The sequence below is a fragment of the Pseudomonas fluorescens genome (assembly GCF_005938625.1).
Lineage (GTDB): Bacteria > Pseudomonadota > Gammaproteobacteria > Pseudomonadales > Pseudomonadaceae > Aquipseudomonas > Aquipseudomonas fluorescens_BD.
Genome location: NZ_VCNJ01000015.1, coordinates 1 through 26,304, shown reverse-complemented (window position 1 = coordinate 26,304; position 26,304 = coordinate 1). Strand labels below are relative to the sequence as shown.

General features: G+C 60.1%; 28 protein-coding genes. 12 read left to right on the top strand and 16 right to left on the bottom strand.

Features of this window, described 5'->3' with window-relative positions:
• Window positions 1-587 precede the first annotated feature (587 nt).
• Window positions 588-2,396: a monovalent cation:proton antiporter-2 (CPA2) family protein gene (locus FGA82_RS11235; RefSeq protein ID WP_095118284.1), complete on the top strand. Its 1,809-nt coding sequence runs from the start codon at window positions 588-590 to the stop codon at window positions 2,394-2,396.
• Window positions 2,397-2,531: 135 nt separating this feature from the next.
• Here FGA82_RS11235 and hcnC read toward each other — a convergent pair whose 3' ends face one another.
• The 6 genes from hcnC to FGA82_RS11205 form a co-directional block, all read right to left on the bottom strand.
• Window positions 2,532-3,791 (bottom strand): cyanide-forming glycine dehydrogenase subunit HcnC, encoded by a 1,260-nt coding sequence (hcnC, locus tag FGA82_RS11230; protein WP_141127136.1) that lies wholly within the window; start codon window positions 3,789-3,791, stop codon window positions 2,532-2,534.
• The gene (gene hcnB, locus FGA82_RS11225) at window positions 3,784-5,193 is read right to left on the bottom strand and encodes a cyanide-forming glycine dehydrogenase subunit HcnB (RefSeq protein ID WP_141127135.1); all 1,410 of its coding nucleotides are present in this window, start codon (window positions 5,191-5,193) and stop codon (window positions 3,784-3,786) included. Before hcnB ends, hcnC begins: the two co-directional genes overlap by 8 nt.
• The gene (gene hcnA / locus FGA82_RS11220) at window positions 5,190-5,507 is read right to left on the bottom strand and encodes a cyanide-forming glycine dehydrogenase subunit HcnA (RefSeq protein WP_141127134.1); all 318 of its coding nucleotides are present in this window, start codon (window positions 5,505-5,507) and stop codon (window positions 5,190-5,192) included. The genes hcnB and hcnA overlap by 4 nt, the downstream gene beginning before the upstream one ends.
• Before the next feature lie 242 nt (window positions 5,508-5,749).
• Complete coding sequence (locus tag FGA82_RS11215) at window positions 5,750-6,289, bottom strand: hypothetical protein (protein ID WP_141127133.1); 540 nt, start codon at window positions 6,287-6,289, stop codon at window positions 5,750-5,752.
• 226 nt (window positions 6,290-6,515) lie between these two features.
• The gene (locus FGA82_RS11210; protein WP_141127132.1) at window positions 6,516-7,445 is read right to left on the bottom strand and encodes a hypothetical protein; all 930 of its coding nucleotides are present in this window, start codon (window positions 7,443-7,445) and stop codon (window positions 6,516-6,518) included.
• A 192-nt stretch (window positions 7,446-7,637) separates the two neighbouring features.
• Entirely contained in the window at window positions 7,638-7,997 is a 360-nt protein-coding gene (locus FGA82_RS11205) for a hypothetical protein (protein WP_141127131.1), read from the bottom strand.
• Window positions 7,998-8,139: 142 nt separating this feature from the next.
• Here FGA82_RS11205 and FGA82_RS11200 point away from each other — a divergent pair, with 142 nt between their 5' ends.
• Window positions 8,140-8,823 carry a response regulator transcription factor gene (locus tag FGA82_RS11200; protein WP_007914996.1) on the top strand — a complete coding sequence of 228 codons (684 nt, stop codon included), beginning with the start codon at window positions 8,140-8,142 and terminating at the stop codon, window positions 8,821-8,823.
• Window positions 8,801-10,195 (top strand): sensor histidine kinase, encoded by a 1,395-nt coding sequence (locus FGA82_RS11195; RefSeq protein WP_141127130.1) that lies wholly within the window; start codon window positions 8,801-8,803, stop codon window positions 10,193-10,195. Before FGA82_RS11200 ends, FGA82_RS11195 begins: the two co-directional genes overlap by 23 nt.
• Before the next feature lie 47 nt (window positions 10,196-10,242).
• Here FGA82_RS11195 and FGA82_RS11190 read toward each other — a convergent pair whose 3' ends face one another.
• From FGA82_RS11190 to FGA82_RS11180, 3 genes are read right to left on the bottom strand one after another with little or no spacing between them, the layout of a single operon-like run.
• Window positions 10,243-10,653: an SRPBCC family protein gene (locus tag FGA82_RS11190; protein ID WP_141127129.1), complete on the bottom strand. Its 411-nt coding sequence runs from the start codon at window positions 10,651-10,653 to the stop codon at window positions 10,243-10,245.
• A 23-nt stretch (window positions 10,654-10,676) separates the two neighbouring features.
• On the bottom strand, window positions 10,677-11,474 hold the full coding sequence (locus FGA82_RS11185; protein WP_141127128.1) for an SDR family NAD(P)-dependent oxidoreductase: 798 nt from the start codon (window positions 11,472-11,474) through the stop codon (window positions 10,677-10,679).
• Complete coding sequence (locus FGA82_RS11180; protein ID WP_141127127.1) at window positions 11,471-12,493, bottom strand: aldo/keto reductase; 1,023 nt, start codon at window positions 12,491-12,493, stop codon at window positions 11,471-11,473. The genes FGA82_RS11185 and FGA82_RS11180 overlap by 4 nt, the downstream gene beginning before the upstream one ends.
• 113 nt (window positions 12,494-12,606) lie before the next feature.
• Between FGA82_RS11180 and FGA82_RS11175 the strand changes: the two genes are divergently transcribed.
• Both FGA82_RS11175 and FGA82_RS11165 read left to right on the top strand, forming a co-directional pair.
• Window positions 12,607-13,503, top strand: a complete 897-nt coding sequence (locus FGA82_RS11175) for a LysR substrate-binding domain-containing protein (RefSeq protein WP_141127126.1) — start codon at window positions 12,607-12,609, stop codon at window positions 13,501-13,503.
• Window positions 13,504-13,777: 274 nt separating this feature from the next.
• Entirely contained in the window at window positions 13,778-14,437 is a 660-nt protein-coding gene (locus FGA82_RS11165; protein WP_141127124.1) for a methyltransferase family protein, read from the top strand.
• 122 nt (window positions 14,438-14,559) lie between these two features.
• Here the strand turns inward: FGA82_RS11165 and FGA82_RS11160 are convergent, their stop codons facing one another.
• Both FGA82_RS11160 and FGA82_RS11155 read right to left on the bottom strand, forming a co-directional pair.
• Window positions 14,560-15,228 (bottom strand): HAD-IA family hydrolase, encoded by a 669-nt coding sequence (locus tag FGA82_RS11160; protein ID WP_141127123.1) that lies wholly within the window; start codon window positions 15,226-15,228, stop codon window positions 14,560-14,562.
• A gap of 69 nt (window positions 15,229-15,297) precedes the next feature.
• Window positions 15,298-15,711 (bottom strand): response regulator, encoded by a 414-nt coding sequence (locus FGA82_RS11155; protein ID WP_095113649.1) that lies wholly within the window; start codon window positions 15,709-15,711, stop codon window positions 15,298-15,300.
• A gap of 199 nt (window positions 15,712-15,910) precedes the next feature.
• Here FGA82_RS11155 and FGA82_RS11150 point away from each other — a divergent pair, with 199 nt between their 5' ends.
• Window positions 15,911-16,852 (top strand): class I SAM-dependent methyltransferase, encoded by a 942-nt coding sequence (locus FGA82_RS11150; protein ID WP_141127122.1) that lies wholly within the window; start codon window positions 15,911-15,913, stop codon window positions 16,850-16,852.
• 149 nt (window positions 16,853-17,001) lie between these two features.
• Here FGA82_RS11150 and FGA82_RS11140 read toward each other — a convergent pair whose 3' ends face one another.
• Complete coding sequence (locus FGA82_RS11140) at window positions 17,002-17,775, bottom strand: helix-turn-helix transcriptional regulator (RefSeq protein ID WP_141127121.1); 774 nt, start codon at window positions 17,773-17,775, stop codon at window positions 17,002-17,004.
• A 110-nt stretch (window positions 17,776-17,885) separates the two neighbouring features.
• Here FGA82_RS11140 and FGA82_RS11135 point away from each other — a divergent pair, with 110 nt between their 5' ends.
• Window positions 17,886-19,001, top strand: a complete 1,116-nt coding sequence (locus FGA82_RS11135; RefSeq protein WP_141127120.1) for an extracellular solute-binding protein — start codon at window positions 17,886-17,888, stop codon at window positions 18,999-19,001.
• Between the two features lie 159 nt (window positions 19,002-19,160).
• Window positions 19,161-20,279, top strand: a complete 1,119-nt coding sequence (locus FGA82_RS11125; protein WP_141127118.1) for a P1 family peptidase — start codon at window positions 19,161-19,163, stop codon at window positions 20,277-20,279.
• A gap of 264 nt (window positions 20,280-20,543) precedes the next feature.
• Here FGA82_RS11125 and FGA82_RS11120 read toward each other — a convergent pair whose 3' ends face one another.
• Window positions 20,544-21,176, bottom strand: coding sequence for a TetR/AcrR family transcriptional regulator (locus FGA82_RS11120; RefSeq protein ID WP_141127117.1), 633 nt, complete (start codon window positions 21,174-21,176; stop codon window positions 20,544-20,546).
• A 162-nt stretch (window positions 21,177-21,338) separates the two neighbouring features.
• Here FGA82_RS11120 and FGA82_RS11115 point away from each other — a divergent pair, with 162 nt between their 5' ends.
• On the top strand, window positions 21,339-21,779 hold the full coding sequence (locus tag FGA82_RS11115; protein WP_141127116.1) for a hotdog fold domain-containing protein: 441 nt from the start codon (window positions 21,339-21,341) through the stop codon (window positions 21,777-21,779).
• Between the two features lie 63 nt (window positions 21,780-21,842).
• Here the strand turns inward: FGA82_RS11115 and FGA82_RS11110 are convergent, their stop codons facing one another.
• Complete coding sequence (locus FGA82_RS11110; RefSeq protein WP_141127115.1) at window positions 21,843-22,529, bottom strand: GNAT family N-acetyltransferase; 687 nt, start codon at window positions 22,527-22,529, stop codon at window positions 21,843-21,845.
• 151 nt (window positions 22,530-22,680) lie between these two features.
• Here FGA82_RS11110 and FGA82_RS11105 point away from each other — a divergent pair, with 151 nt between their 5' ends.
• Window positions 22,681-23,166, top strand: coding sequence for a DUF3592 domain-containing protein (locus FGA82_RS11105; protein WP_141127114.1), 486 nt, complete (start codon window positions 22,681-22,683; stop codon window positions 23,164-23,166).
• 9 nt (window positions 23,167-23,175) lie between these two features.
• Here the strand turns inward: FGA82_RS11105 and FGA82_RS11100 are convergent, their stop codons facing one another.
• Window positions 23,176-23,733: a YceI family protein gene (locus FGA82_RS11100; protein ID WP_141127113.1), complete on the bottom strand. Its 558-nt coding sequence runs from the start codon at window positions 23,731-23,733 to the stop codon at window positions 23,176-23,178.
• A gap of 73 nt (window positions 23,734-23,806) precedes the next feature.
• A complete protein-coding gene (locus FGA82_RS11095) occupies window positions 23,807-25,162 on the bottom strand; it encodes an MATE family efflux transporter (RefSeq protein WP_141127112.1) in 1,356 nt (451 codons plus the stop codon).
• 200 nt (window positions 25,163-25,362) lie between these two features.
• On the opposite strand from FGA82_RS11095, the gene FGA82_RS11090 reads away from it, so the two are divergent.
• A complete protein-coding gene (locus FGA82_RS11090) occupies window positions 25,363-25,926 on the top strand; it encodes a chorismate mutase (protein WP_141127111.1) in 564 nt (187 codons plus the stop codon).
• Between the two features lie 156 nt (window positions 25,927-26,082).
• The coding region (locus FGA82_RS11085; protein WP_141127110.1) for a hypothetical protein at window positions 26,083-26,304 on the top strand (222 nt) is incomplete at its 3' end.

Below are 26,304 nucleotides of genomic sequence, written 5' to 3'. Positions count from 1 at the left end.
GCTGAAAACGTAGAGATTCCGATCCAATGGAGTCCAGATACAAAGTTTCAATTCCTTGTGAAAACTTCTCGCGACCATCCTGGTCGCTTTATTACAGCCGTTATATACAGCCAGCATCTCGGGTGAAAAATAGTAGATTCGGAGCCTTCAGCTTGTCAATCGTTGTAACAAACATTTAATCACAGGTCGCACACTATGAACTATCCAGTTCACGCAACTGCCTGGCGTAATACGGGCATTTCGAGCTTTGCATTATCGACCACTCGCACACTCGCCGATGACATATGAATGAATCTCCAATTAAAAACTTCGCCCATCGCCAGCGATTATCGAGTTATCGCGCAATGGCTCGGCAATATCACGCACTGACATCCAAGACCAAAGTATAACTTTACCCAACCAGATAATTGGCGAAGCGCCTTTGTCCGCAAAGCAATCCCAAGGCGCCTGACACTCTTCAGCGCAAGGCCTTTTACGCCCATCGAAAGACATTAATCGAAAATCGCCACCCGAAAGTGCCAGTGGTGTGACAGGAACTCAGCCCTTATCCTTGTCGCCCCCGCCGTACCGTTGTCAGGAGTAACCCCATGCCCCATGAAGGCAATCTGTTGCAAGCCGCCGTCGTCTTTCTGTTCGCGGCCGTGCTCACCGTGCCTTTGGCCAAACGTCTGCAGCTGGGCGCCGTGCTCGGTTACCTGTTTGCCGGGGTGATCATCGGCCCGTCGGTGCTGGGCCTGATCGGCAACCCACAAAGCGTCGCGCATATTTCCGAACTGGGCGTGGTGTTGCTGCTGTTCATCATTGGTCTTGAGCTGTCGCCGCGACGCTTGTGGGTGATGCGCAAATCAGTGTTCGGCGTCGGTCTGGCGCAGGTGCTGCTGACGGCTTCGGTGATTGGCGTGCTGGCGTTGTCGGTATTTGGCCAACCGTTGAACAGTGCGATTGTGCTTGGCCTTGGTCTGGCGCTGTCCTCGACGGCATTCGGCCTGCAAAGTCTGGCTGAACGCAAGGAACTGACCAGCCCACACGGGCGACTGGCGTTTGCGATTCTGCTGTTCCAGGACATCGCGGCGATACCGCTGATTGCGCTGGTGCCGATGCTTGCCGGTGGTGCTCAGGACACCAGCAATGCCGAGGGCCTGAATCACGCCTTGCAAGTGCTCGGCGGTATCGCCGTGGTCGTGGTCGGTGGGCGTTATCTGTTGCGGCCAGTGTTTCGCGTGGTGGCGAAAACCGGTCTGCCGGAAGTGTCGACGGCCACGGCGTTGCTGGTGGTGATCGGCACGGCGTGGTTGATGGATCTGGTCGGTGTGTCGATGGCGTTGGGGGCGTTTCTCGCCGGTCTGCTGTTGGCGGATTCGGAATATCGCCATGAACTGGAAGCGCAGATCGAGCCGTTCAAAGGTTTGCTGCTCGGGCTGTTTTTCATCAGCGTCGGCATGGGCGCCAACCTTAGTTTGCTGCTCAGCGCGCCGATCACCGTGTTGGGGCTGACGCTGCTGTTGATCGGTCTGAAATTGCCGCTGCTGTTCGTCGTCGGACGTCTGGCCGGTGGCTTGAACAAGGTCAGTGCGATTCGCCTCGGTATCGTCTTGGCGGCGGGTGGTGAATTCGCCTTTGTGGTGTTCAAGATCGGTCGTGATCAGGGCCTGTTCGAACCGCGCTTGTATGACCTGCTGGTGCTGACCATCACTCTGTCGATGGCGGTGACGCCACTGCTGCTGTTGCTCTGCGCGCGGCTGGTCAGCCCGAAAGTGCAGCCGGTGGAAGTGCCGGAAAAATACCGTGAGATCGACACTGACACCCCGCGTGTGGTGATCGCCGGCATGGGCCGGATGGGCCAGATCGTCGCGCGGATTCTGCGTGCGCAGAACATCAAATTCGTCGCGCTGGACACCTCGGTGGAAACCATCGAACTGTCACGCAGTTTCGGCGGTGTGCCGGTGTTCTACGGCGACCCGATGCGCCCGGAAATCCTCAATGCGGCCAAGGTCGGCGAGGCGGAATATTTCGTGATCGCCACGGATGATCCGGAGACCAACATCAAGACCGCCGAGGTGGTGCGCAAGCTGTATCCGCACATGAAGATCATCGCCCGGGCACGTAACCGTCAGCACGTGCACCGCTTGGTTGATGTCGGCGCGGAGGCGATTCGTGAGACCTATTATTCGAGTCTGGAAATGAGCCGGCGCACCTTGGTCGGACTCGGTTTGACCCAGGCCCAGGCCGATGCGCGGATCAAGCGCTTCAAGCATCACGACGAACAGGTGCTGGAGGCACAGCACGCGATCTACGACGATGCGGCGAAAGTCCTGCAAACCGCCCAGGAAGCCCGGGCGGAGCTGGCGCGGTTGTTTGAGTCCGACCAACTTGAAGAAGAATCCCGCAAATCTTGAGCCACACCCGATTGTTCCCACGCTCCGCGTGGGAATACAGCCCGGGACGCTCTGCGTTCCAATTCGCAAGCTGGAACGCGGAGCGTCCCTTGAGGCGTTCCCACGCGGAGCGTGGGAACGATCATCTTGCCAAGGTCAGACCAGTTCCAGTTCCAGCTCCTGTTTGACCGGCGCGACTTCAAACCGATCTGCCAGAAACGGCGTGATATCCAGCGGCAGCGGTTCATCGTTGACCAGTTTATCCAGCAGCACGCCAGTAATCGCCGAGGTCAGAATCCCGGTGCGGAAGTGGCCGCAGGCATTCAGATAACCCTCCACCCCACGCATCGGCCCGAGAATCGGCAACTCATCCGGCGAACCCGGACGCAAACCCGCCCAAGTGCGTTTCAGATTGACGTCCTTGAGTTCCGGCAGGCAGCGCACCGCACCCTGCACCAGCCCGGCGATCTCCGGGTAGGTGGTGGTGACGTCGAAGCCTTTGTCTTCGGTGGTGCTGCCAATCAGGATCTCACCGTTGTCCTTCTGCGCCACGTAGCAATCACTGGTGGTCAGGCAGCCGTTGAGGATTTTCGGCATGCGCTCGGTCAGCAGAATCTGGCCTTTCACCGGTTTCACCGGGATGCGAATACCCGTTGCCCACTCGCTCAGATCCGCCGCCCAGGCACCGCCGGCGTTGATCAGCGTCTTGCAGTGGAACACGCCCTCCTCGGCCGTCTGCACACCGGTTACACGGCTGCCGTGATGCAACACGCCGGTGACGTTGGTGTTGACGAAAATGTCGACGCCGTTCTGTCGCGCGCCTTCCATGTAGGCATCGGCGAGGCGGAACGGGCTGACCTGATGGTCACAGAGAAACTCCAGCGCCCCGCGCGCCTCATGGCTGACGCTCGGCTCGGACTCGCGCAGCGCCGCCTGATCGAGCCAGCGCACCTGATCGGCCAGGTGCGGAATGCAACCGACGATGTGCTCGGCGTAGAGCCGGTCTTCGTCGTCGTAGATGACGAATTTCAACCCGGTCTTTTCGAACTTGAAATCCATCCCGTGATTGTCTTTCAGCTCTCGGTGCAACGCCGGGTACAACGCGTTGGACTGCAGGGCAAAATCGAAAAACGACTCCGGCAGAATGTGCGGCGTACTTGCGTCCACGGCCACCGCCGCGCCCTGGGTTTCGCGCTTGCGGTTAGCCGACATCATGCGGAAGAAAATCACTCCGCAGCCGAGCCCGACCGACTCACCGATCGCCCACAAACCGCCGGCCGACGCACGGGTCGCGTTGCCGGGGCGCTTGGCGTCGATCAGCGCGACCTTGAGGTTTTTGCGCTTGGACAGTTGATAGGCGCAGGACGCCCCGATCACGCCGCCACCGGCAATGACCACGTCATAGAACTTACTCATGGGCAGCGGCCTCCGTGCCGACAGACTGGAACGCGGAAAAAGGAATCGGATCGATCGGGAAACGCGGGCGCAGCCAACCGACATCCTTGCGGCCGGTCGCTTGACGCAGGCGGTCGCTGCAGTAGCCGACGCACATGCGCCCCTGGCAATCGCCCATGCTCAAGCGGGTGCGCATTTTCAGGCTGGCGATGTCTTGCACGCCCTGCTCCAGCGCCAGGTCGATGTCGGCGCGGGTGGCGTGCTCGCAACGGCAGATCACCGTGTCAGCGGCAGGCAATGCAGTCTGGCCGACACCGCGTTCGGTGTAGCGATCCACGGCAGCGCGAAAGCGCACGATGGCTTTGAGTTTGCTCAAGTAGCGGTCGCGGCGCACGCGGGCCAGTTCCTCTTCGAGGACGCCGCGTTGCAGCAGAATCGATGTCGCGGCGATCTTGCCGGCGAGCATCGCCGCTTCACCACCGCGAATCCCGCCCATGTCGCCCGCCAGATGCACGTGCGGTTCATTGCTTTGCTGCCAGACGTTCGAATTGGCACGCAGATAACCATCGTCGCTGAAGCCGTGATCCAGACCCATCTGCTGGCTCAGTTGCGTGCGCGGAATAAAGCCGTAACCGACCGCGAGGGTCTTGGCTTCAAAGCGCTCGACGCGGCTCATGTCCGGTTCCCACGTGGCCGAATACGGCGCGACGCTGACGCTTTTCAGCTCGCCCTCGCCGTGGGCTTCGACCACGCCCCAGCCGTAGTTCATCGGGATGCCGTGCAGCTTCAGGTAGGCGAGCATGCTCAAGCCATCGAGGAACAGCTGCGGCTTGTTCAGCAGCGCCAGACTTTCACGGGCAATCTTGCCGAACGCACAGGCCTCATACACGCCGGCGACGCTGACGCCAGAGGCATGCAACTGCGTCGCTACCAGCGGCAGCAACGGCCCGGTGCCGGCGATGATCACCGGCCCTTGCGGCTTGACCACACCACTTTTGATTTGCAGTTGCAGACCGCCGAGCATGATCACCCCCGGCAAGGTCCAGCCGGGAAACGGCACGCTGCGCTCATGGCATCCGGCAGCCAGGAGCAACTGCGGATACTCGATCTCGTGCAATTGCTCGTCGCCATCGAGCACCACCAGCGCGCGGGTGCCTTCGGCGCCGACCACGCGATGGTTGAGGCGCACGTCGATCAGCCCGGCCTGCTCCTGAAAATCACCGTGCAGTTTGCCCAGCGCTTCGGAGTAGCGCGGGCCGAGATAATCCAGTTGCACGCCATCACGCAGCGGCCCGCGATAGACCACACCGCCGAGGCGCGAAGCTTCTTCAAGCAAGGTGCAGCGCACACCGTGGCGCGCCAGTTCGATGGCTGCCGCCATCCCCGCCGGGCCGCCGCCGACGATGACCGGTTGCAGGCTCATACGATCACCTCTTGCGTGGTGATGCGGTTGACCTGGGTTTCGATCTGCATGCCGTCACGCACTACGGTCTGGCAGGCACGGCGTTTGTGTCGGCCATTGATTTTCACCAGGCAGCACTGGCACACGCCCATGCCGCAATAGGCGCCAGTGACCTGGTCGTGATCGTTGCGGGCAATCTGGCGAACGCCGAGGGACTGGATAACGCTGAGGACGGTTTCGCCGATAGCAGCGGTGACTGCTTGACCGTTGATGTGGACGGTCATATCCGCCTGCGCCAACGGCTGGATATCGAAAGTTCTTTCTTGGCAGTGCATTGCGATGTTCATCCGTGAAAGTTCGGTTGAGGTGGTGTCATCTCCTTGCTGCACTACAGCGTGTCGACGCGTTTATTGTTGCTGTGATTGGGGCGTCGACGCGGTTACTTCGGCAGCGCAACAAGGTGCGCGTGAAGCACTGTAGTTCATACCTCAGCAAAGGCCGGGATCATTTACGTTAGGCGATCTCGCCGCAGAAAATATTGATCCAGGCCAGTGAAAGCGGTTGGATTGTCCAACGATCAATTGGAGAAGACGAACTGCCCTTTGATTTTCTTCGCACCAATGAAACCCAGGTCCGGGAACAGCAGGGATTTGATCCAGGCGGCGTAGAACACGATGGCCAGAGTGATGCCAACGGCAATCACGGTCGACAGCGGATCTTCCTCATAGCCCTTGAACATGCGGGAAACCTGACTGATGGTGAGGAGGACGTAAACGGTGTACGCCGCCGCAACGTTCTTGTAGAAGCCCCATGCAAACAACAACGGAATGCCGCCCGCGATCAGCAGCATGGTCAGTGCCAGGCCAGCGCTTGTGTCATAGAACAGGAAGAAGCCGAAGACTGCGCCGATCAATGCCTGGATGCAGGTCAACACAACCAGCAGGGTGACTTTGAGTGAATGCTTTTCCCTGAGGGCCGGATCGGGACGCCCACCGATCCAGGCCGCCAACACGCGATCTTTGACCGCACCGCCCGATAACGCTTTGAACGTTTCGGTTTTCGAGCGCCCGGCTTCGAGCATTTCCACCAACTGGCGTTTGATTTCCTTCTTGTCCAACGTGTTCATCCTTAAAAAGCTGTAAAAGCGGCCAATCCGCTTCCGGCGGCGATTCTCGCCGTTGGCCCCGCAGAAAGCAAAAAGCCGCTTCCACCCGAAGGTGGAAGCGGCCGAGGCATGGGCCTCAATGGAGCAATCAGTGCACGAACAGGGCGATCAGGATGATGATCGGGATCGGTACGCCGAGGAAAAACAGCAGTAGTGAGCGCATGGTGGTTCTCCTTGTTTAACGGACCGGAGTGGTCGTGGTGTAGGTGTCGACTTCAACGTACTCGACGGCATCCCGGCGACGACCGCCATAAGTAGCCGCGAGGCTGGCGAAGAACGCACCGGCCAACAGCGAGATAAACATCCACAGCGAGGTCCAGGCAGCGACTTTCGCAGCAGTGTCGGCGGCTTGTTGAGCTTTCAGTTTGGCGTCGGCCAGGGCTTTCTGAGTGCGGGCGTAGATTTCATCGACGCGGCGCTCGGCATCGGCCTGAGTCAGGTTGGTCCGTTGGGCGACCAGTTGCGCCAGGTAAGTACGGTCTTCGGCACTCAGCTGACCGTTGGCCAGACTTTGCGCAAAGATTCGGGCCACAGCACCATGGGCCGCGTCATCGCTGACCGAGGCTGGACGGTCATCGCGGAACAGGCTGTCGATGTAGTAACCGTACTGGTTGCTGTCGGTGTTCGCCGCTGCAGTACCGGCCGCTTGGGTCATGGCACTGGCTGCACCGCCAGCGACGCTGGCACCAGCCTGCACACCACCACTGATCACGCTGCTGACCGAACCGACCACCAGCACTGCGGTAACCAACGTAGCCACACACCAGGCAAGGAAGCCATGCGCGGTGTCGCGGAAATACACTTCATCGCCGTGCATGTTCGCCCACTTCACCCGCAGGCGACCGGCGATATAGCCACCCATGCCGGAAGCGATGATTTGCGTCGCCGCCAGCCAGACTATCGTTGAAATGCCCAGGCCCTTGGCGCTGACGCCCTCTCCGGCCCACGGTGAAACGGCAGAGAAACCCAAACCGAACCCGAGCAGGACCAAAATCATCGACAGGGCAGCGGCAGCCGCAGCACCTGCGAAAATCGCGCCCCAGGACACGCCCGAAACGCTGCTCGACTCTTCGAAGGCAGGATATAACCCATCAGAGGATCTATTCATTGTTGTTCTGCTCCAGGCATGAAAAATGGTGTTACAACTCGTCAGAAGAGGAATTGCAGTGACCGTGCCAGTCGCGAAAAATAAATAAATCCTTTTGTTTCAATAAGTTATAAAGAATGAACTTCCTAAGACCATGCAAATTGCAACAAGGGCCGAATAACAGCGGGTTTTATGCATTGGCACAAATGCCAGTTATTTGCGTTTGTAGCTCTTGTTACCGCTTGGGGTCAGGCAATACACCCCGCCGCGTGGACCGGTGCAGAACGAACCGCTGCCGCAGGCGCAGCCATCGTTGCTCTGCAAGAAGTTTTGCGGTCGCGCCTGCTGGCGTTCGCCAAACATCGCCGCGCAGCTTTTCTTCGAGCCGCTGATGGAGCCGTCATTGCACAGGAACAGGTCGCCGTCGCAGCGATCAATCCCGCCTTTTTTGCCGGAACACGGCGTGTTGGCCGCCCATGCCGAGGTGCTGAACAGCACCAGCAACAGACTGACGATTGGCATCCAGCCACGGTGAATCGAAAGACGCACGGCACCACTCCTGATTGAGTTCATGGCCAGATGATATCAACGTTGCGGCAAATAAATCCCCGAGGCGCGCAAATGACAGCTACAACATGAAAGTTAATTTAAAGCGTCAGCGGAATTTCTTGGCAAAATGCTGCCATTCCGTTTGAACCGATCAGCAGGCCTGCCTATGACTCGTATCTTGACCATCGAAGACGATGCCGTGACCGCTCGGGAAATCGTCGCCGAACTGAGCAGCCACGGGCTGGAAGTCGACTGGGTCGACAACGGCCGCGAAGGCCTCGACCGCGCCGTGAGCGGCAACTACGACCTGATCACTCTTGACCGCATGTTGCCCGAACTCGATGGCCTGGCCATCGTCACCACCCTGCGCACCATGGGCGTGGCCACACCGATTCTGATGATCAGCGCGCTCTCCGATGTCGACGAGCGCGTGCGCGGCTTGCGCGCTGGCGGTGATGATTACCTGACCAAACCGTTCGCCACCGATGAAATGGCCGCACGGGTGGAAGTGTTGCTGCGTCGGCAGAACAGCGGCGCCACCCAGGCAACGACGTTGCAGGTGGCCGACCTTGAACTGGACTTGATCAGTCACGAAGCACGCCGTGCCGAGCAGGTGCTGACGCTGCTGCCAACTGAGTACAAGCTGCTCGAATTCCTTATGCGCAACAGCGGCCAGATACTTTCGCGGATGATGATTTTCGAAGAGGTCTGGGGCTATCACTTCGACCCCGGGACCAACCTGATCGACGTGCACATTGGCCGTCTGCGCAAGAAAATCGACGCCGCCGGCCATGTGCCGCTGATCCGCACGGTACGGGGCTCAGGTTATGTCATTGCCGAACCCGTCTGACGGCTGGCGCTCCTCCAGCAGCCGCTTGCTGGCGCTGTACAGTTCGCTGTTCGTGGCGTGGAGCGCGATCCTCATGGGGGTCATGTATTACGAGGTCTCCGGCTACCTCGACAACCTCGCCAAACACTCGCTGATGCAACGTCAGCACCTGTTTTCGCACTTTCGCGGCGAACAACTGGAAGACGCCCTCGCCGCCAGCATGACCTTCGACATTCGCGGCATCGACGCCTATGGCTTGTTCGATGTCGATGGCGTTTACCTCGGCGGCGCGTTGCAGCAGATCCCCGAGGGCCTGCCGCTGGATGGCAAGATCCACATGCTCGCCGACTGCGCCGACTCCGATGACCCGACCCTGCCCAATGACAGCTGCGACGCTGTCGCCACGCAAACCCGCGACGGGCGCTGGCTGGTGTTGTTGCGCGACAACGGCTCGCTGTTCGCGGTGACGCGGATCATTTTGCATGCGTTGTTCTGGGGCGTGTCGCTGACGATTCTGCCTGGGATTGCCGGATGGCATTTGCTGCGCCGCCGGCCGCTGCGGCGGATTCGAGCGATTCAGGCCAGCGCCCAGGCGATTGTCGCCGGCGACCTGACGCACCGTTTGCCGCTGTCCAATCGCCGCGATGAACTGGACATGCTCGCCGCCATCGTCAACGCCATGCTTGAGCGCATCGAGCGTTTGATGAATGAAGTCAAAGGCGTCTGCGACAACATCGCCCATGATTTGCGCACGCCGCTGACGCGCCTGCGCGCGCAGTTGTATCGCATGCAGCAACAGGCCGGCGAAGGCTCGCAGGAGGCGGCGCAACTGGATCTGGTGCTGGCCGAAGCAGACACGCTGATGGCGCGGTTTCGCGGGTTGCTACGGATTTCCGAACTGGAAGATCGCCAGCGCCGCTCAGGTTTTGTCGAACTCGACCCGGTGCAACTGCTGGAAGAACTGCACGAGTTTTACCTGCCGCTGGCCGAAGAAGGTGAACTGCGTTTCGACTTGAACATGCCGGAAACATTGCCGGCGCTGAACGGTGATCGTGCATTGCTGTTCGAGGCGTTGGCGAATCTGTTGAGCAACTCGATCAAGTTCACCCCGGTTGGCGGCACGGTGATGCTGCGTGGAGTCAACGCGGGTGGGCGGACACGCATTGAAGTGCACGACTCAGGACCGGGGATTCCCGAGGCTGAGCGTGAGGCGGTGTTCCAGCGCTTTTATCGTGCAGAGGGCGGGCAACCGCAGGGTGGGTTTGGCTTGGGGCTGTCGATCGTTGCGGCGATTGTCAGCTTGCATGGCTTCAGTCTAGAAGTTGGCAGCAGTGATCTCGGTGGGGCGAAACTGGTGCTTGATTGTCGGCAGAGCCTGATCGAAAACTCCTGACTCCCGACATGATCGTTCCCACGCTCTGCGTGGGAACGATCATCAACTCAGGTTGGGTAGTTGGCTCGAAGAGCCTCGAGGCCACCCTGATAGATGTCGCTGAACAACGCCACCACTTCCTCATCGCTCACGCCTTTGGCGTTGAAGCGACCCGACCACGTCACCCGGGCGCCCTGCCCTTGGGCTTCAACCTTGATTGTCGCCAGATAATCAGTCGCCGGGAACGGCGCCTGTTCAATCGAATAGCTGTAAGTCTTCGCCGCGTTATCGAACGCTTGCAGACGCTCGATCACCACAGCGCCGTCAGCGGTTTGCAGGGTGCGCACGCGGCCGCCGTCGCTCAGTTCACTGTGGGGAATAAAGGGCAGCCAATCGGGCAGCGTGTTGAAGCCGCCGATCAATTGCCAGACCTGATCGGCCGAAGCCGGAATATCGATGGTTGCAGATGCTGTTGGCATAAATAAACGTCTCTCTCGGGAATTCAGATCGTGAGGCTGTCGACCACGCCGCCATCAACGCGCAACGCGGCGCCAGTGGTGGCCGAGGACAGCGGCGAAGCGATGTAGGTGACCAGATGCGCGACCTCTTCAACATCCGCCACGCGCTGGATAATCGAAGTCGGACGGGCCTTGAGCACGAAAGCGTCGGCTTCATCGCGAAGGTTGCGCCCGGATTCGGCGGCGGCATCCTTGAGCATGTCTTGCAGGCCATCAGTGAAGGTCGGCCCCGGCAGGATCGCATTGACTGTCACCCCGGTGCCAGCCAGACGTTTGGCCAGACCGTGAGACACTGCCAGATTGGCGCTTTTGGTCACGCCGTAATTGATCATGTCGGCAGGCGTTGCGACACCGGATTCCGAAGACAGGAAGATCACCCGCCCCCAGCCCTGCTCAACCATCGCCGGCACATAATGCCGCGCCAGACGCACGCCGGAAATCACGTTGACCTCATAGAAGCGCGTCCACTCGCTGTCCGGCGCTTCGAAGAAATCTACGGCGTCGAAGATGCCGAGGTTGTTCACCAGAATGTCGGCACGCGGTTCAGCGGCGAACAGTTTTTGCGCGCCTTCAGCGGTGCCCAGATCGGCAGTCAAGCCGCGCAATTGTGCGCCCGGCACCTTCTCGCGAATGCTCGCCAGCGCCTGCTCGACCTTGGCGGTATCGCGACCGATCACCACCACCGTGGCGCCGGATTCGGCCAGCGACTGGCTGATACCCAGACCGATACCAGCGGTGCTGCCGCTGACGATGGCCAGTTTTCCACTCAGATCAATCTTCATGCTTTCACCTCATCGATTGGCAATGGTGCACGTTCGGAAACCAGTTTCGCGTCGCGCATGGCCTGCCAGAATCCGGCAGGAATGGTCGCCGACAGCGCCGCGACATCTTCAGCGATACGACCGGGTTTGCTCGCGCCGGGAATCACCGCAGCAACCGCTGGATTGGCCAGCGAGAACTGTAGCGCAGCGGCTTTGATATCGACGCTGTAAGCGGCGGCGATGCGTTTGATCTGTTCAACCTTGGCGATGACTTCAGGGCTGGCCTGCTGGTATTCGAAGTGCGAGCCACCCGCCAGAATTCCTGAGCTGTAAGGGCCACCGACGACGATTTCAACGTTCTGCGCCCGGGCCGCATCCATCAAGCGTTGCAACGGGCGTTCGTGGTCGAGCAGCGTGTAGCGACCGGCCAACAGAAAACCGTCCGGCTGCGCTTCGCTGAGGTCGAGGGTCAGTTCACACGGCTCGACTTTGTTCACGCCCAGGCCCCAGCCTTTGATCACGCCTTCTTCGCGCAACCGGGTGAGGACTTTGAACGCGCCGGTTCGAGCCTGATTGAAGTACTCCAGCCATTGATCGCCATAGAAGTCCTGAGCGATGTCGTGCACCCAGACGATGTCGAGGCGATCGGTTTGCAGACGCTTGAGGCTGTCTTCGATCGAGCGCAGGGTTGCGTCGGCGCTGTAGTCGTTGACGATCTTGTTCGGGCGACCGTGTTCGAATACACCACTTTTTTCGCCGAGATCACGGGCAGCGGCGTCTTCGATTTCATCGAGAATCACTCGGCCGACCTTGCTGCTGAGCACGTAGTCGTCGCGCTTGTACTGCTTTAGTGCTTCGCCGAGGCGGATCTCCGACAGACCGGAGCCGTAAAACGGCGCAGTGTCGAAGTAACGCACGCCGGCATCCCACGCGGCATGCACGGTGGCCTGCGCTTCTTCTTCGGGAATGGCGCGGAACATGTTGCCCAGTGGCGCGGTGCCGAAGCCCAGTTGACCGGGCAGTTTGTCTTTCAAGCTCATGGGTTTTTCCTCGATAGGTTCTGGGTCTGTGTGACCGTTGAGCAGATCCTAGATTGCGACACCGAGACCGTCCAAGACATAATGCGCAGCACTTGAGTCCCTATAGGTCTGACATGATCGATATCCGCCAATTGCGCTACTTCGTTGTAGTCGCCGAGGAAGAACACGTCGGCCGCGCCGCCGAACGGCTGCATATTTCCCAGTCACCGCTGAGCCGACAGATCGCCCAGCTCGAGGAACGATTGGGGCTGACCCTGTTCGAGCGCAGCCAGCAACGCATTCGCCTGACCCGCGACGGCCAGACCTTTCTTGCCGAAACCCGCGCCCTGCTGACACATGCCAATCGCCTCGAATCCCTAGGCAAACGGCTCGGTCGCGGCGAGGAAGGCGGCCTGTGCATCGGCTATATCGAAAACGCCATGCACGCCGGCGTCCTGCCCAATGCCCTGCGTGTATTGCGCGCGGATCGGCCGAATGTGCATGTCGCTTTGTACAACCTCAATTCCGCCGAGCAACTGGAGGGCCTGCGACAGCGTAGTCTCGATATTGCCTTGGTGAGTGAGCCGCCGACCGATGACGACCCCGATCTGCTGAGCTTTCAGGTGCTGGATGATCCGATGCTGCTGGCGTTGCCGGAACACCATGCATTGGCGCAGCAAGCGGCTTTGAGGCCCGAGGATCTGGCTGATCAGGAATGGATCGGCGTACAGCCGCGACAGGACGCCAACGATGAGTTTGCCAGCGCCTGCATTCGCGCCGGCTTCACCCCGGATGTGCGCATGCAGGCGACCGAGCCGTTTACTGCGCTGGGGCTGGTTGCGTCGGGGCTGGGGATTGCGATGATTCAGAAAGGTTTAAGCCATAACGCCCCGCCTGGTGTGGTGTTGCGTGAACTGCCATGGCTGACGTTGACCACACCGTTGTGGGCGGCGTGGCACCGGATCAATTTGCGGCCGTTGGTCGAGACTTTCAGAAAGGTACTGACTGACGGTGAGATAGCCGCTGACTGAGAGGGCCTCTTCGCGAGCAAGCTCGCTCCCACAGGTTCAGAAGTGATCTCGCACTCTCCGTACGACGCAGAACCTTGTGGGAGCGAGCTTGCTCGCGAAAGGGTCGGCACATCCAAGATCAAAATTGGCTGACCCAACACTTTCGCGAGCAAGCTCGCTCTCACAGGTTCAGAAGTGATCTCGCATTCTCTACACGAAGCAGAACCCTGCTCGCTCCCACAGGTTTTGCGGTGGATCTACACTCAACGGATACGCACCCAGCCGTGAGTTGACCATGAAAATGTCTGCGCAAATGACCGTCGTCGCGGTACTCGCCACCCTCGCCTGGCTGGGTCTGGCGGTTTGGGGTATTGGCGGTGTGGCGATGTTCTTTTCCCACGGCTCGCTAGTGATCGTCGCACTGGCAACGGTGGCCATGGTGATTGCTTCACTGTTCAGCGAGGTCAACCTCAGCTCTGGCGAACGTGAAGACCGCGCCAATCGCTGGGTGATTCCGGCCTTTGGTGTGATTGGTCTGGTCAGTGGTTTCTTGCCGGCCTATTGCGACCGGGTGAATTTCTGGACGGTGGGCGGTGAAGGCATGCGCTGGGTCGGCGCTTTGCTGTTTATCGTCGGCGGCGCGCTGCGACTGTGGCCGGTGTTTGTGCTGGGACGGAGGTTCAGTGGGCTGGTGGCGATTCAGCCGGGGCATCGGCTGGTCACCGATGGCATCTACCAGCACCTGCGCAATCCGAGTTATCTGGGGCTGGTGATCAATGCCGTGGGCTGGGCGCTGGCGTTTCGTTCAGTGGTCGGACTGATGCTGGCAGCGCTGACGTTGATCCCGTTGATTGCCCGGATTCACTCGGAAGAAGCGCTGCTTCGTGCGCAGTTTGGGGCGGAGTATGACGCTTACTGTGCGCGGAGCTGGCGTTTGGTGCCGGGGGTTTACTGATTTGCGAACACAGTCCCCCTGTAGGAGTGAGCCTGCTCGCGATAGCGGTGTGTCAGTCAAATCTGTGTGTCCGACACACCGCTATCGCGAGCAGGCTCACTCCTACAAGGGACTGTGTTGTGTCAGTTTTTTTGCAGGTGAAGTTTGCCGTCGCTGTCGACCTTGACCTGCACCGCAGCATAACTGGCCAACGTCGCATGCGCCGTTTCCAGCGGATGCTGATGCGTGGTGGTGATGATCATCAACGCCGCGCCGGCGGCTTCGGCCGCCTGAATGCCGACAGCGGCGTCTTCGAAGATCAGGCAATCACGCGCTTCCAGACCCAGTCGTTTGGCTGCCAGCAAATAGCCGGCCGGATCAGGTTTACCCGCCTGCACATTTTCAGCCGTGATCATCACCGCCGGCGCGGGAATCCCCGCCGCCGCCATGCGCCGCAAGGCCAGATCCCGTGGCGCCGAGGTCACCATCGCCCAGCGATCCTTGGGCAGGCTGTTGAGAAACGCGGCCGCGCCGGGAATCTCGACAATGCCTTCAACGTCTTCTATTTCCGCCTTGGTGATGAACGCAGCTTGCGCCTCGGCATCGACCCCCGGCAGGTTCAGCCGGGTGATGGTATCGATCGCGCGCACACCATGAATGGTCGGCAAAAAGGTTTCCACATCGACGCCATGGCGCACGGCCCAGGCTGCCCAGATCCTCTCCGCGGCGGCGATGGAATTGAGGACAGTGCCGTCCATGTCGAACAGAAACGCGCCGAACGCGCGATCGAATACAGCATTGTGAGCAGACAAAGGGTCGCATCCTCTGGCAAAAGACCGGGCGGGCAATGTAGCACTTGCCCAGTCGATCTACCCAACGCGTCAGTGCAGGCGCGGTGCCTTGGACTTGAAGGCGCTGTCGACGCAGTCGAGCAATTGACCGATGGCCCAGGGCTTTTTGATGAACGCCACCGGATGCTTGACCCCGGAGGTCTCGGGCGTTTCATAGCCGGACATGACCATCACCGGTTTGTCCGGCCAGCGGTCGCCGACCAGGTTGGCCAGATCAGCACCATTGAGGGTGCCGGGCATGGTGATATCGGTCAGCAACAACGCCACGTTCGGCGCGTTTTGCTCAAGGTAAAGTGATGCGGCGTCGGCACTGGTCTGCGGCTCGACTTTGAAACCTTCCTCCTGAAGAATTTCGCAGAGAAACTCCAGAATCAACGGATCATCCTCAACCACCAGAATCAATCCGTCAGGAAGGTGCGCGCTCGCCGTCGGTGTTGGGCACATGGAACTGCACTCCCTGAATTGCATTAACGATTTAGCGGCTTGAATCCGCTGCTTAACTGGTATGAGCAGCGGGCTCTGCAGAAATTCATTTTTGATACAGGTCTTTTGCGAAACGGCGTTTTTGCCCGTCAGCGGCAATCGTTCGCGACGGCGTATTTGTGGTTAAAATGCCGGCCCTTTTGCTTGCCGATCCTGACCGATGAACCCTGAAGCCCTCGCTACTCTCCACGCCCATCTGCTGCCGGCCCTCGCGGCCGCACCGAGCGAAACCCGTCGCCTGTTCCACGGGCGCGGACGCTGCTGGGCCGGGCTGGAGCAGTTGACCGTGGACTGGCTGCAAGGCGTGGTGCTGGTGTCGCTGTTCAAGGAGCCGGCGCCTGAGCAACTGGATAATCTCAAAGCGTTGCTGCTGGAACTCACCGGTTCCGTCGAATGGAAACAGTCTGGCGCGCACACGTTGTTGATCCAGCATCGCTACTTGCCGCAGAGCACTGCCGAATGGCTGCTGGGTGATGAGATCGATGAAATGAGCATCGTCGAAGGCGGTTTGCAGTATCGCGTCGACCTGGGACGCAAACAGAACGCCGGGCTGTTTCTCGACATGCGTTACGGGCGCAACTGGGTGCGCGAACAGGCCAACGGCAAACGAGTGTTGAATCTGTTTGCCTACACCTGCGGTTTTTCCGTGGCTGCCATTGAGGGTGGCGCCAGCCATGTGGTCAATCTGGACATGTCCCGCGCGGCCCTGAGCCGTGGCCGTGACAATCATCGCTTGAACGGCCATGACCTGAGCAAAGTCAGTTTCCTCGGCCACGACCTGTTCAAGTCCTGGGGCAAGGTGATCAACAGTGGCCCGTATGATCTGGTGATCATCGATCCGCCGTCGTTCCAGAAAGGCAGTTTCCTGCTGACCAAGGACTACCAGCGCGTGCTGCGTCGTTTGCCGGAATTGCTCACCGCGCAGGGCACAGTGCTGGCGTGCATGAATGACCCGGCGTTCGGTTCGGACTTTCTGATTGAGGGCGTGACGCAGGAAGCGCCGAGTCTGCGTTTTGTAGAGCGGCTGGAGAATCCGCCGGAGTTTGCGGATATTGATCCTGAAAGCGGCCTCAAAGCTTTAGTCTTCCAGCGCACCCCCTGACACCCAGAAGATCCCCTGAACAACACACATCCCCTGTGGGAGCGAGCTTGCTCGCGAAAGCGTTTTGTCAGTCGCCAGTGAGGTTGGCTGATATACCGCATTCGCGAGCAAGCTCGCTCCCACAGGTTTATGTGTACGGCCGATGATCTTTAGTGAGGGCGCAACACCAACGCAAACAACTCACCATGCCCGGTGACATTGAGCTTGTGATACAGATTGCGCCGATGCACCTTGACCGTCTCCGGCGAGATGCCCATCTGCTGGGCCATCGCTTTACTGGAGAAGCCCTGCAAGATCAGCCGCGCCGTATCGACCTCGCGCACCGTCAGCCGCGCATCGAAGCGGTCGAGCAACGTCGCCAGATCCCCGACCGGCGTTTGCGCCACCGCGCCCTGCGGTGGCAGCAACTGCACATGCCGACGCATCGCCGCCAGCACCCAATCGCGCACGCACAGCAACCTGCCCTGCTCGGCCATGTCGAACGGCCTCGAACGACCCAATGACAAGCCGAGCACGCCGCCCTCGACGTTGATCATGAACTGCAACTCGTCTTCGCCCACCACCGAACGAAAGTAACTCTGGTAGTACTCGCTGTGCAGAAACTGGTCCGGCGCCACCGAGGCGAGGCTGTGCAAGCCGTCGGCAATACCTGTCGACGCGGCCTGATAGAACGGATCGAGCAGGTACATTCCGGCGCTGTAGCCGGCCAGTTCTTCCTGCTCGTCGGCGCGTCCGGTGCTGTCGAAGTCGATCAGCAACTGTGGCGCCTGCCCGGCGTTCATCAACGCTACCAGCGCGTTGTCCAGCGGCACCAGCAACCGCAACGTATCAACCAGCGCGCGCCAGAAACCTTCCTGACCGACCTTGGCAAATACCCGCGCCAGGCTTTGATGCACTGGCAACTCCTGCAGCAACGCGTCCACGCACTACCCCTTTTGAGTAACCCATGATGGGAATGGGTCAGGCGTGACCGGCCCGATAGGCTGAGCACTCCTGTTCATCACCGGCCTGCACAGGCCAGGAGTGCCGCATCATGCGTCGTCACCGTGGCTGTATCAACCTCGGCATCAAACTGGGCCTGCTGGCCGGTCTCAGCGCCAGCTCAATCGCCATGGCCGCCGATGCACCGAGCGTGCACGTCTACAACTGGTACGACTACATCGGCCCGAACACCCTGCACGATTTCCAGCGCGACAGCGGTATCCAGCCGGTCTACGACACCTTCGACAGTGCCGAAGTCCTCGAAGGCAAACTGATGACCAGCCGCAGCGGCTACGACGTGGTGGTGGCGAGCAATTTCAGCCTGCCGACGCTGATCAAGGCCGGCGCCCTCGCCCCGCTGCCGCGCGATCAACTGCCGGGCTGGAAGAATCTCGATGCCGACCTGTTGGCGAAACTGGCCAACAACGATCCCGGCAATCAATACGCCGTGCCGTACCTGTGGGGCACCAACGGCATCGGCTACAACGTCGACAAAGTGCGTGCGGCGCTAGGCGAAAAAGCGCCGGTGGATTCGTGGGACCTGGTGTTCAACGAAGACAACCTCGCCAAACTTGGCCAGTGCGGCGTAGCAATGCTGGATTCGCCGTCGGAGATGCTGCCGGTCGCCCTGCATTATCTCGGCTTGCCACCCAACAGCACCGATCCCGAAGACTATAAAAAAGCCGAAGCGCTGCTGCTGAAACTGCGCCCGCACATCGCCTACTTCAACTCGTCGAAATTTATCAGCGACCTGTCCAACGGCAACATCTGCGTGGCAGTGGGCTGGTCGGGCGCGATGCTCGAAGCCAAGACCAATGCCGAGCAGGCCAACAACGGCGTGAAGATCGCCTACAGCCTGCCCAAGGAAGGCGCGCCGGTGTGGTTCGACACGCTGGTGCTGCTCAAGGACGCACCGAATCGTCCTCAGGGTCTGGCCTTTATCGACTATCTGCTGCGCCCCGAAGTGATCGCGCCGGTCAGTGATCATCTGTCCTACCCCAATGGCAATCGCGCGGCGACAGCGCTGGTGGCCGCCACCACGCGGGATAACCCGGCGGTTTATCCGTCTGCCGCAGCGATGGCCACGCTGTATACCCTTGAACCCCTGCCCAAAGCCACCGAGCGCGTGCGCACGCGGGTGTGGAGCAAGGTCAAGAACGGGCAGTAAAGCCTTTTGAATATTTCACAAACCCTGTGGGAGCGAGCTTGCTCGCGAATGCGGTGGCTCAGTCGACATCAATGTTGAATGTCGGACTGCCTTCGCGAGCAAGCTCGCTCCCACCGGGGCCGGCGAACATCCCAGCGTATTTTTGAGAGACAGAAACCAATGAAACCTCGTGCCCGTGACCTCAACATCCGCATCGGCCAACTGCCTCCCGGACCGCTCAATGCCATCACCGACGTCCCCGGCGTGCGCGTCGGCCACAGCAACGTGCGCGGCCGCAGCAGCGCCGGGCGCGACATCTGCACCGGCGTCACGCTGATCGAACCGCGCCAAGGCTCGACCAATCAGCAGCCGTGTTTTGCCGGCGTGCATGTGCTCAATGGCAACGGTGACGCCACCGGACTTGAGTGGATTCGCGAGGCGGGTCTGCTGACCAGCCCGATTGCGTTCACCAACACCCACAGCCTCGGTGTGGTGCGCGATGCCTTGATTGCACTGGATCGCCAGCAGCAACCCGACGACGGTCGCCTCTACTGGAACATGCCGGTGGTGCTGGAAACTTTTGACGGTTTGCTCAACGACATCAACGGTTTTCACGTCCAGCCTGAACACGTCGCCGAAGCGCTGAGCGCAGCTGTTGAAGGTCACGTCGTGGAGGGCGCGGTCGGCGGTGGCAGCGGCATGATCTGTCATGAATTCAAGGGTGGCATCGGCACCTCATCGCGGCGGTTGAGCAGTGCTCAGGGCGGCTGGACCGTCGGCGCGATCGTGCAGGCGAATCACGGTATTCGCGGTGAGTTGCGGGTCGATGGCTACCCGGTCGGGCGCTATATGGAGCAGAAAGATTCACCGTTCCTGCGCGCCTCATTGCCGCATCCGGGCATGGGTTCGATCGTCGTCTGCCTGGCCACCGACGCGCCGCTATTGCCGCATCAATGCACACGTCTGGCACAACGCGCGAGCCTGGGTCTGGCGCGAACCGGCGGTGGCAACGAGGATCACAGCGGCGACATCTTCATCGCTTTCGCCACCGGCAACGATCACGTACCGCCCGCAGCCTACGAAGGCAAAGGCGCACCGACCTGCGACGGTTTGCGCATGGTCAACAATGACCACATCAGCGAACTGTTTCTGGCCGCGACCGAGGCGGTTGAAGAAGCGATCATCAATGCCTTGTTGGCCAGTGACAGCACCGAAGGTAATGGGCATTCCGTACCGGGACTGGATGCGCAAACCCTGCTCGCTGCCCTCGAAAAATCAGGCTGGCCCGGCGCCCGCTGACCCCGCAAAAACACTGTAGGAGTCTGTGAACATTCATGAAAGAGGCCAGCGTCTAGTTGCCCGTGCGACTGGCGGTACTTGAGCCGCCAGTCGCACACTCCTAGGATGGAATCACGCAGTGGCTCCGCTCTTCGAGTGCTGCGTAGGCGCGGGTGCTCTGAACCCCAATCAAGCCCGAGCCTTGCTTCATGCGCATCTTGAGCCTCGAGGGCTCTACTTCCTCCTCATCAAAGAGCTTTGAGGCTCTTTTTTTGTCTGCGTAAATCAGCGGGCCGGCAGCGCATCGACGCGAATCGAGCGCCAGGCCGCTTGTGCCAGCAACTCGCGATAGTCCGCCGGACTGCCCTTCACCCGCCCCGCCAGCCAGGCACGGCAGTAACTGTCGGCCTGACCGATGATCAACGACGGCAACAGTTCGGCGGGCAAGGCCTTGAGTTCAGCAGCGCGCCCTGATTCGGCCAGCCAGTCGCGCAGACGCAGATTGCGGGTCTTGTTGCGCTCGGCCAGTTCGTCTTTGAACGGCCCTTTGGTCACGGCAAACCGCGCGTGGTACTGGAAACGCGCCCATTCGGGTTGACGCTCGACCCAATCGACGTAGCTGAACACCAGCGCCTGCACGCCTTCCTCGGTGGTGTGCGCCGCCTCCAGATAGGCATCGCGCAGGCACGCCTGATCCTCCAGCGCGGTGAAAAACAACGCGGCGACCAAGCCCTCTTTATTGCCGAAATGGTGATAGATCGCCCCGACGCTGGTATCGCACTCGGCGCGAATCATCTCGATGGTGGTGGCCTCGATACCCTGCTCATTGAACAGGCTCAACGCCTTGCGAAAGATATCGCGCTTGAGTTCGGCGCGGCGGCCGGGGTAGCTGCGTTCAAGTAGATCTGCGGTGTCCATGCGGTTCACTGCCTGAAAATCGGGATTGAAAGGCACACGTCGTGCCCATGAAAAAACACGCACAGGTTGACAGATTTCCCGCAGACCGAATACCGTTCCGTTACAGAATATTATTCTGTAACGGAACATCATTCTGCAAAATCACTTCCGCGAGGCGTTTCCATGAGTCAGTTTCTCAGCATGTTCAACAGCGCAGGTCCGCAAGCATTCAGCCAGATGGCCTGCCAGGTCGCGCCGTACTTCAGCAGCATCAACCCTCTGGTGACCGAGTTGCGTGCGAATTCGGCGACGGTACAAGTACCGTTCCGCCGTGAGATCACCAACCACCTCGGTACCGTGCATGCGATTGCCATGTGCAACGCCGCAGAACTCGCCGCCGGGATGATGACCGATGTCTCTATCCCGGCCGGCGCACGCTGGATCCCCAAAGGCATGAGCGTGGAATATCTGGCCAAGGCGAAAACCGATGTGACGGCGGTGGCCAGTGGTGAGGGCGTGGATTGGCAAAGCGCGGGCGACAAGATCGTCACCGTGGACATTCGCGATACCGAGGGCAAGCACGTGTTCACGGCGCGAATCACCATGAACGTCAAACTCGGCTGAATGACGCGCACAAAAAAACCCTTGCTGCGCCATGCACAGCAAGGGCTTTTTAGCGATGTGAGGTCAGTGCACGGTCAGGCGCTGGCGGACAAACGCCTCGACATGGCGGCTGGTCTGATCAAGGTGTCGATCGCGCTGTTTTTCAGCGTCGAGCATCGCGCGCTTGCCGTTTTTCTGCAGCAGATAGGTGTGGATCTGCTGCACTTCCAGCGACCGGTAAATCGGCGTGGTGTCGATAAATCCGCGCAGGCCGTTGCTGCGGTAATGCCGGGTGCTCATCAACACCTGGGTTTCACGCTGGCCAATGACCTCAAAACCCAGTGCCTCGAAGTACGGGACTTTGCCGACCGTGCAGGCCAGTTCCGCGTGGGGATAACGCCCGAGTATTTCGCCGATCATTGCCCGCGCCACACCCTGACGCCGATGCCCTTCGCGCACCGCCATGTAAGCGACGCTGCAGGCTTCCCAATCGCCCTGCACCGGCAGATACAACAGAAAACCGATCACTTGCTCCGGATCGTCCTCGTCGGTGGCGACCAGCAACTCGACGTCGGTGCCCTTCTCGCCATTCAACGCTTCCAGATACAGATGCACCTCATAGCCGACCGCGTACTGATAGACGTTGTACAGCAGGTTGCTCGGGCCGAGACCGACCGCGCTGATGTCGGTCAGGTAGTCGACGACCAGTTGCAGAATCTGGCTGTTGACGCCCTCGGGGCATGGGGATTTGTAGTGGGTGATACGTGGCATGACGAACTCCTACGGTAAAAAGCGTTGCCGACAACCGCAGCGGTCGACGAACCGCGACATCATACCGTGACCGGCCCGGCGGACGTCTAAAGTTCCTTTTCCGTGCGCCGATGTAACGGTCTCCTACCAATGTCACCACCAGGGACCGGCCATGTATTACCCGCGCGAAGCTGCCAAGGATCACCTCTACAACCGTATCGTCATGCTGACCGTTGCTTGCTGCGTAGTGCTGCTGCTCGCTGCAATGGCTCACAAGTCCGGCATGCTTTATGGGGCGCTGAGTTTCAACGGCGTGGAAACCCGTGGCAGTGTCACGGCACTGGAACAGATTCCAATGAACGCCAATGGCAAGGTCATTCACTATCAATACACCGATGCCCAAGGCCAGCCCCATGAAGGGCAACACGCTGACGAACGCTACGTCGAGCATACCCAGTATGAAGTCGATGGCCCCATTACCCTGCTGGTGTCGCCCTGGATGCCGGATAAAAGCTGCATCGCCAGCCAATTGCAGAGTTACCGCACGAGCTTCTGCATCATGAGCGGCGGCGTGCTGCTCGCGTTGCTGTTTCTGCTGATCTCGGGCAGGACGTTCTGGCAGATTCAGGCGATGAAAGAACAGGACCGGTTTTATTGACTGGCGAGTTCACTGCTGCGGCGCCACCACTTTGAATTTGATGGCGATGTCCCTGGACACCACGGTGTCTGCCCACTCGCCCGCGCCGAGGCCGAACTCGTCGCGCTTGAGCACCAGTTCACCGTCGAAAATGCCGATGGCGCTGCCCGGTTTCAATTCCACCGGTACTTGCACTTTGCGGGTGATGCCCTTGAGGGTGAGTTGCCCGTCGATCAAATAATGATGCTCGGCAACCTCAGTGAAATGGTCCGACTCGAACACCGCCACGGGAAATTTTTCCGTGTCGAACCACGCCGGTTTCACCAGTTCGGTGTTGGCGTCTTCACTGCCGGCATCGATGCTGGTGAGGTCGATGTGCAACGTGGTGTGGGCGTTGGCGAGGTTTTCGGTGTCAAAGTCCAGCGTCGCCTCGAACTTGCCGAAGGTGCCGTACATCCGCGAGCCCATCTGGTTGTAGGTAAAGCTGATCTGACTGGCGCTGGTGTTGACCCGGGTGTATTCGACAGCTTGTGCGACAGAGACGACGCACAGCGAACACGCGGCAGCCAGCAGCAATCGCATCGACATCGGATTCTCCAGGCGGGCTTGCCGTCAAGGGCCTCGATTGACTTAAGCAAACATCCGGGCATTGCGCCAGCGCCTACACCAGACGCTCGATTTTCTGATGCTGCCAGACCAGTTTGTAATAAAGAGTCTGCAACACCAGCATGCTCAGATACGCCACCGGAAACGCCATCCACACGCCCTGCAAACCGTATTGCCCGTCCAGCCAGTACGCCGCCGGCAGTTGCACACCGACCACACAAATAATCGCAATGATCACCGGCACCAACACCGTCCCGCTGGCGCGCATGATCCCGCCGATGATGGCCTGAAAACCAAAGACCAACAGGCTCCACAACATGATGTGCAGCAAATGCTCAGCCATTGCCCGGGTCGAATCCTCGGTCAGGAACAGACCCAGCAACCAGTGCGACAACAGGTAACCGAGCACAATCAAACCGCCGGTCAGGCACACGTTGATCAATAGCCCGGTGCGCAAAATCGGCCCCATGCGCTCCAGTCGCCCGGCGCCGATAGCCTGCGCACCGAGTATCGACGCGGTTATCGCAATCGACAACGCCGGGAACTGCACATAGTTGACGATCTGCGTCACTGCGCCATAGGCCGCCGTCGCTTGCGAACCGTGCTGGTTGACCAGCGCCAGAATCACCAACTCCGACAGCGACAGCACAATCATCTGCACGCCGGTCGGCAGACCGATGCGCAACACTTTGCCGAGAATCGCCCCGTCGAGGCGCAGCGCGGCAAAGAACTCGCGATCCGGCGCCAACGGATGACCCTTGCGGATCAGGCGCCACGCCAGCCACGCCATCGCTGCCAGGTTACCGGCCAGCCCCGCGTACGCCGCACTTTGAATACCCAGTTGCGGCAGGCCGAACCAACCGCGAATCAGCGCTGGGGTCAAGGCCAGCCCGACACAGGTCGACACCACCAGTGCCAGCAGCGGCGACAGCGTGTCGCTGACCCCGCGCAACAGTTGGGTGAACAACACAAACACCAGCAGCGACGGCAAGATCCACATCATCACATGGGCATACGCCACCGCATCGTCGAGCACATCCGCCGGCGTCCCCAACCCCGCCAACGCCTGCCGCGCGAACACGCTGCCCAACACCGCAGCCACCAGTCCGATCAATACGCCCAGCAACAGCGTCGCCCCGGCAATCGCCTTGACCATGTGCGGCTCACGCGCGCCCCAGGCCTGACCGATCAACACACCGGCGCCTGCGCCGAGGCCGATCACCAGTGCGATAAAGAAGAACACGATGGGAAACATCCCCGACACCGCCGCCAGCGCTTGGGTGCCGAGCATCTGACCGATATAGATGCTGTTGACCGTACCCGACATCGATTGCAGAAAGTTCGACAGCACCATCGGCGCGAGGAACAGCAGGTAGGTGTGCCAGAGTGGGCGTTGGGCGACGGCTTGCATTGAATAGAGGTCCATCTCGAACGGCGGGAGGGCTGATGAAGGATAGCTTCGGCGAGTTGCACGCGGGGCGCAATTAACATTTCAAATCGATGTTTATGACCGGTGCCCGCGCCTGTGTAATTGGCACGGATCTGTAGGTGTCGCTTCAGAGCTGTGGTAAACAACTGGCGACTCCCATTTCTCCCATTGAGGCTCTGTTCATGCCGCCCTTTGCCAATCTGTTGACCGCCAGCCTCCTCGCTCTGCTCGCCACCAGCGCTCACGCCGCCGCGCCCGCCGAAACGTTGAAGCCGCTGCTGGAAACACTCAACGAGCGCCTGAACATCGGCGACCTCGTCGCACTGACCAAATGGGACAGCGGCAAGCCGATTCAGGACAGCCCGCGTGAGGCGCAGGTCATCGCCAATGCCCGAGCGCTGGCCGCCGAGCACAAGCTCGACCCGGAAGACGTGGCGCAACTGATTGCGGCGCAAATGGAGGCGAACAAACTGGTGCAGTACGGTTTGCTCGCGCAATGGCAGGCGGCGGGTGCCGCGCCGGACACTCCGCGCCCCGACCTCGGCAAGCAGATCCGCCCGCGTCTGGATGAACTGCAAACCCGGCTGTTGCAGCAATACGCCGATTTTGCGCCGTATCGCCATGATGCGAATTGTCCGGTGTGGCTGGCCAAGGCGCGCAGTGGCCTGACCCACGACGTGCTGCATGAACTGGCTTTGACGCGGGCTACCGGTGAGCTGTGTGTTCGGGTGGCGAAGTCGCTCTGAGAAAGATCAAAGGATCGCAGCCTGCGGCAGCTCCTACAGGGATTGCTGAACCATCATTGCGCTCGATGTTCACCATCACGGCAATGAAGTTCTCATAAAAAATCCACGGCGTAACATCGGCTCCAGACAAACAACTACCCCTTGGAGCACACGATCATGAAACGCCAGACCCTTCTCAGCATCGCTTTCTCGGTTTTCGCCATTAACGCTTTTGCCGCCACCACGGCACACACCCAGGTCGCTGAAGGCGGCTCGGACAAGTTGATTGAAAGTCGTGTTGCCGAGGGCGGTTCCGATCGTCTGCTTGAACGCCGCGTTGCCGAAGGCGGTTCTGATCGTCTGATCGAACGCCGTGTTGCCGAAGGCGGTTCCGATCGT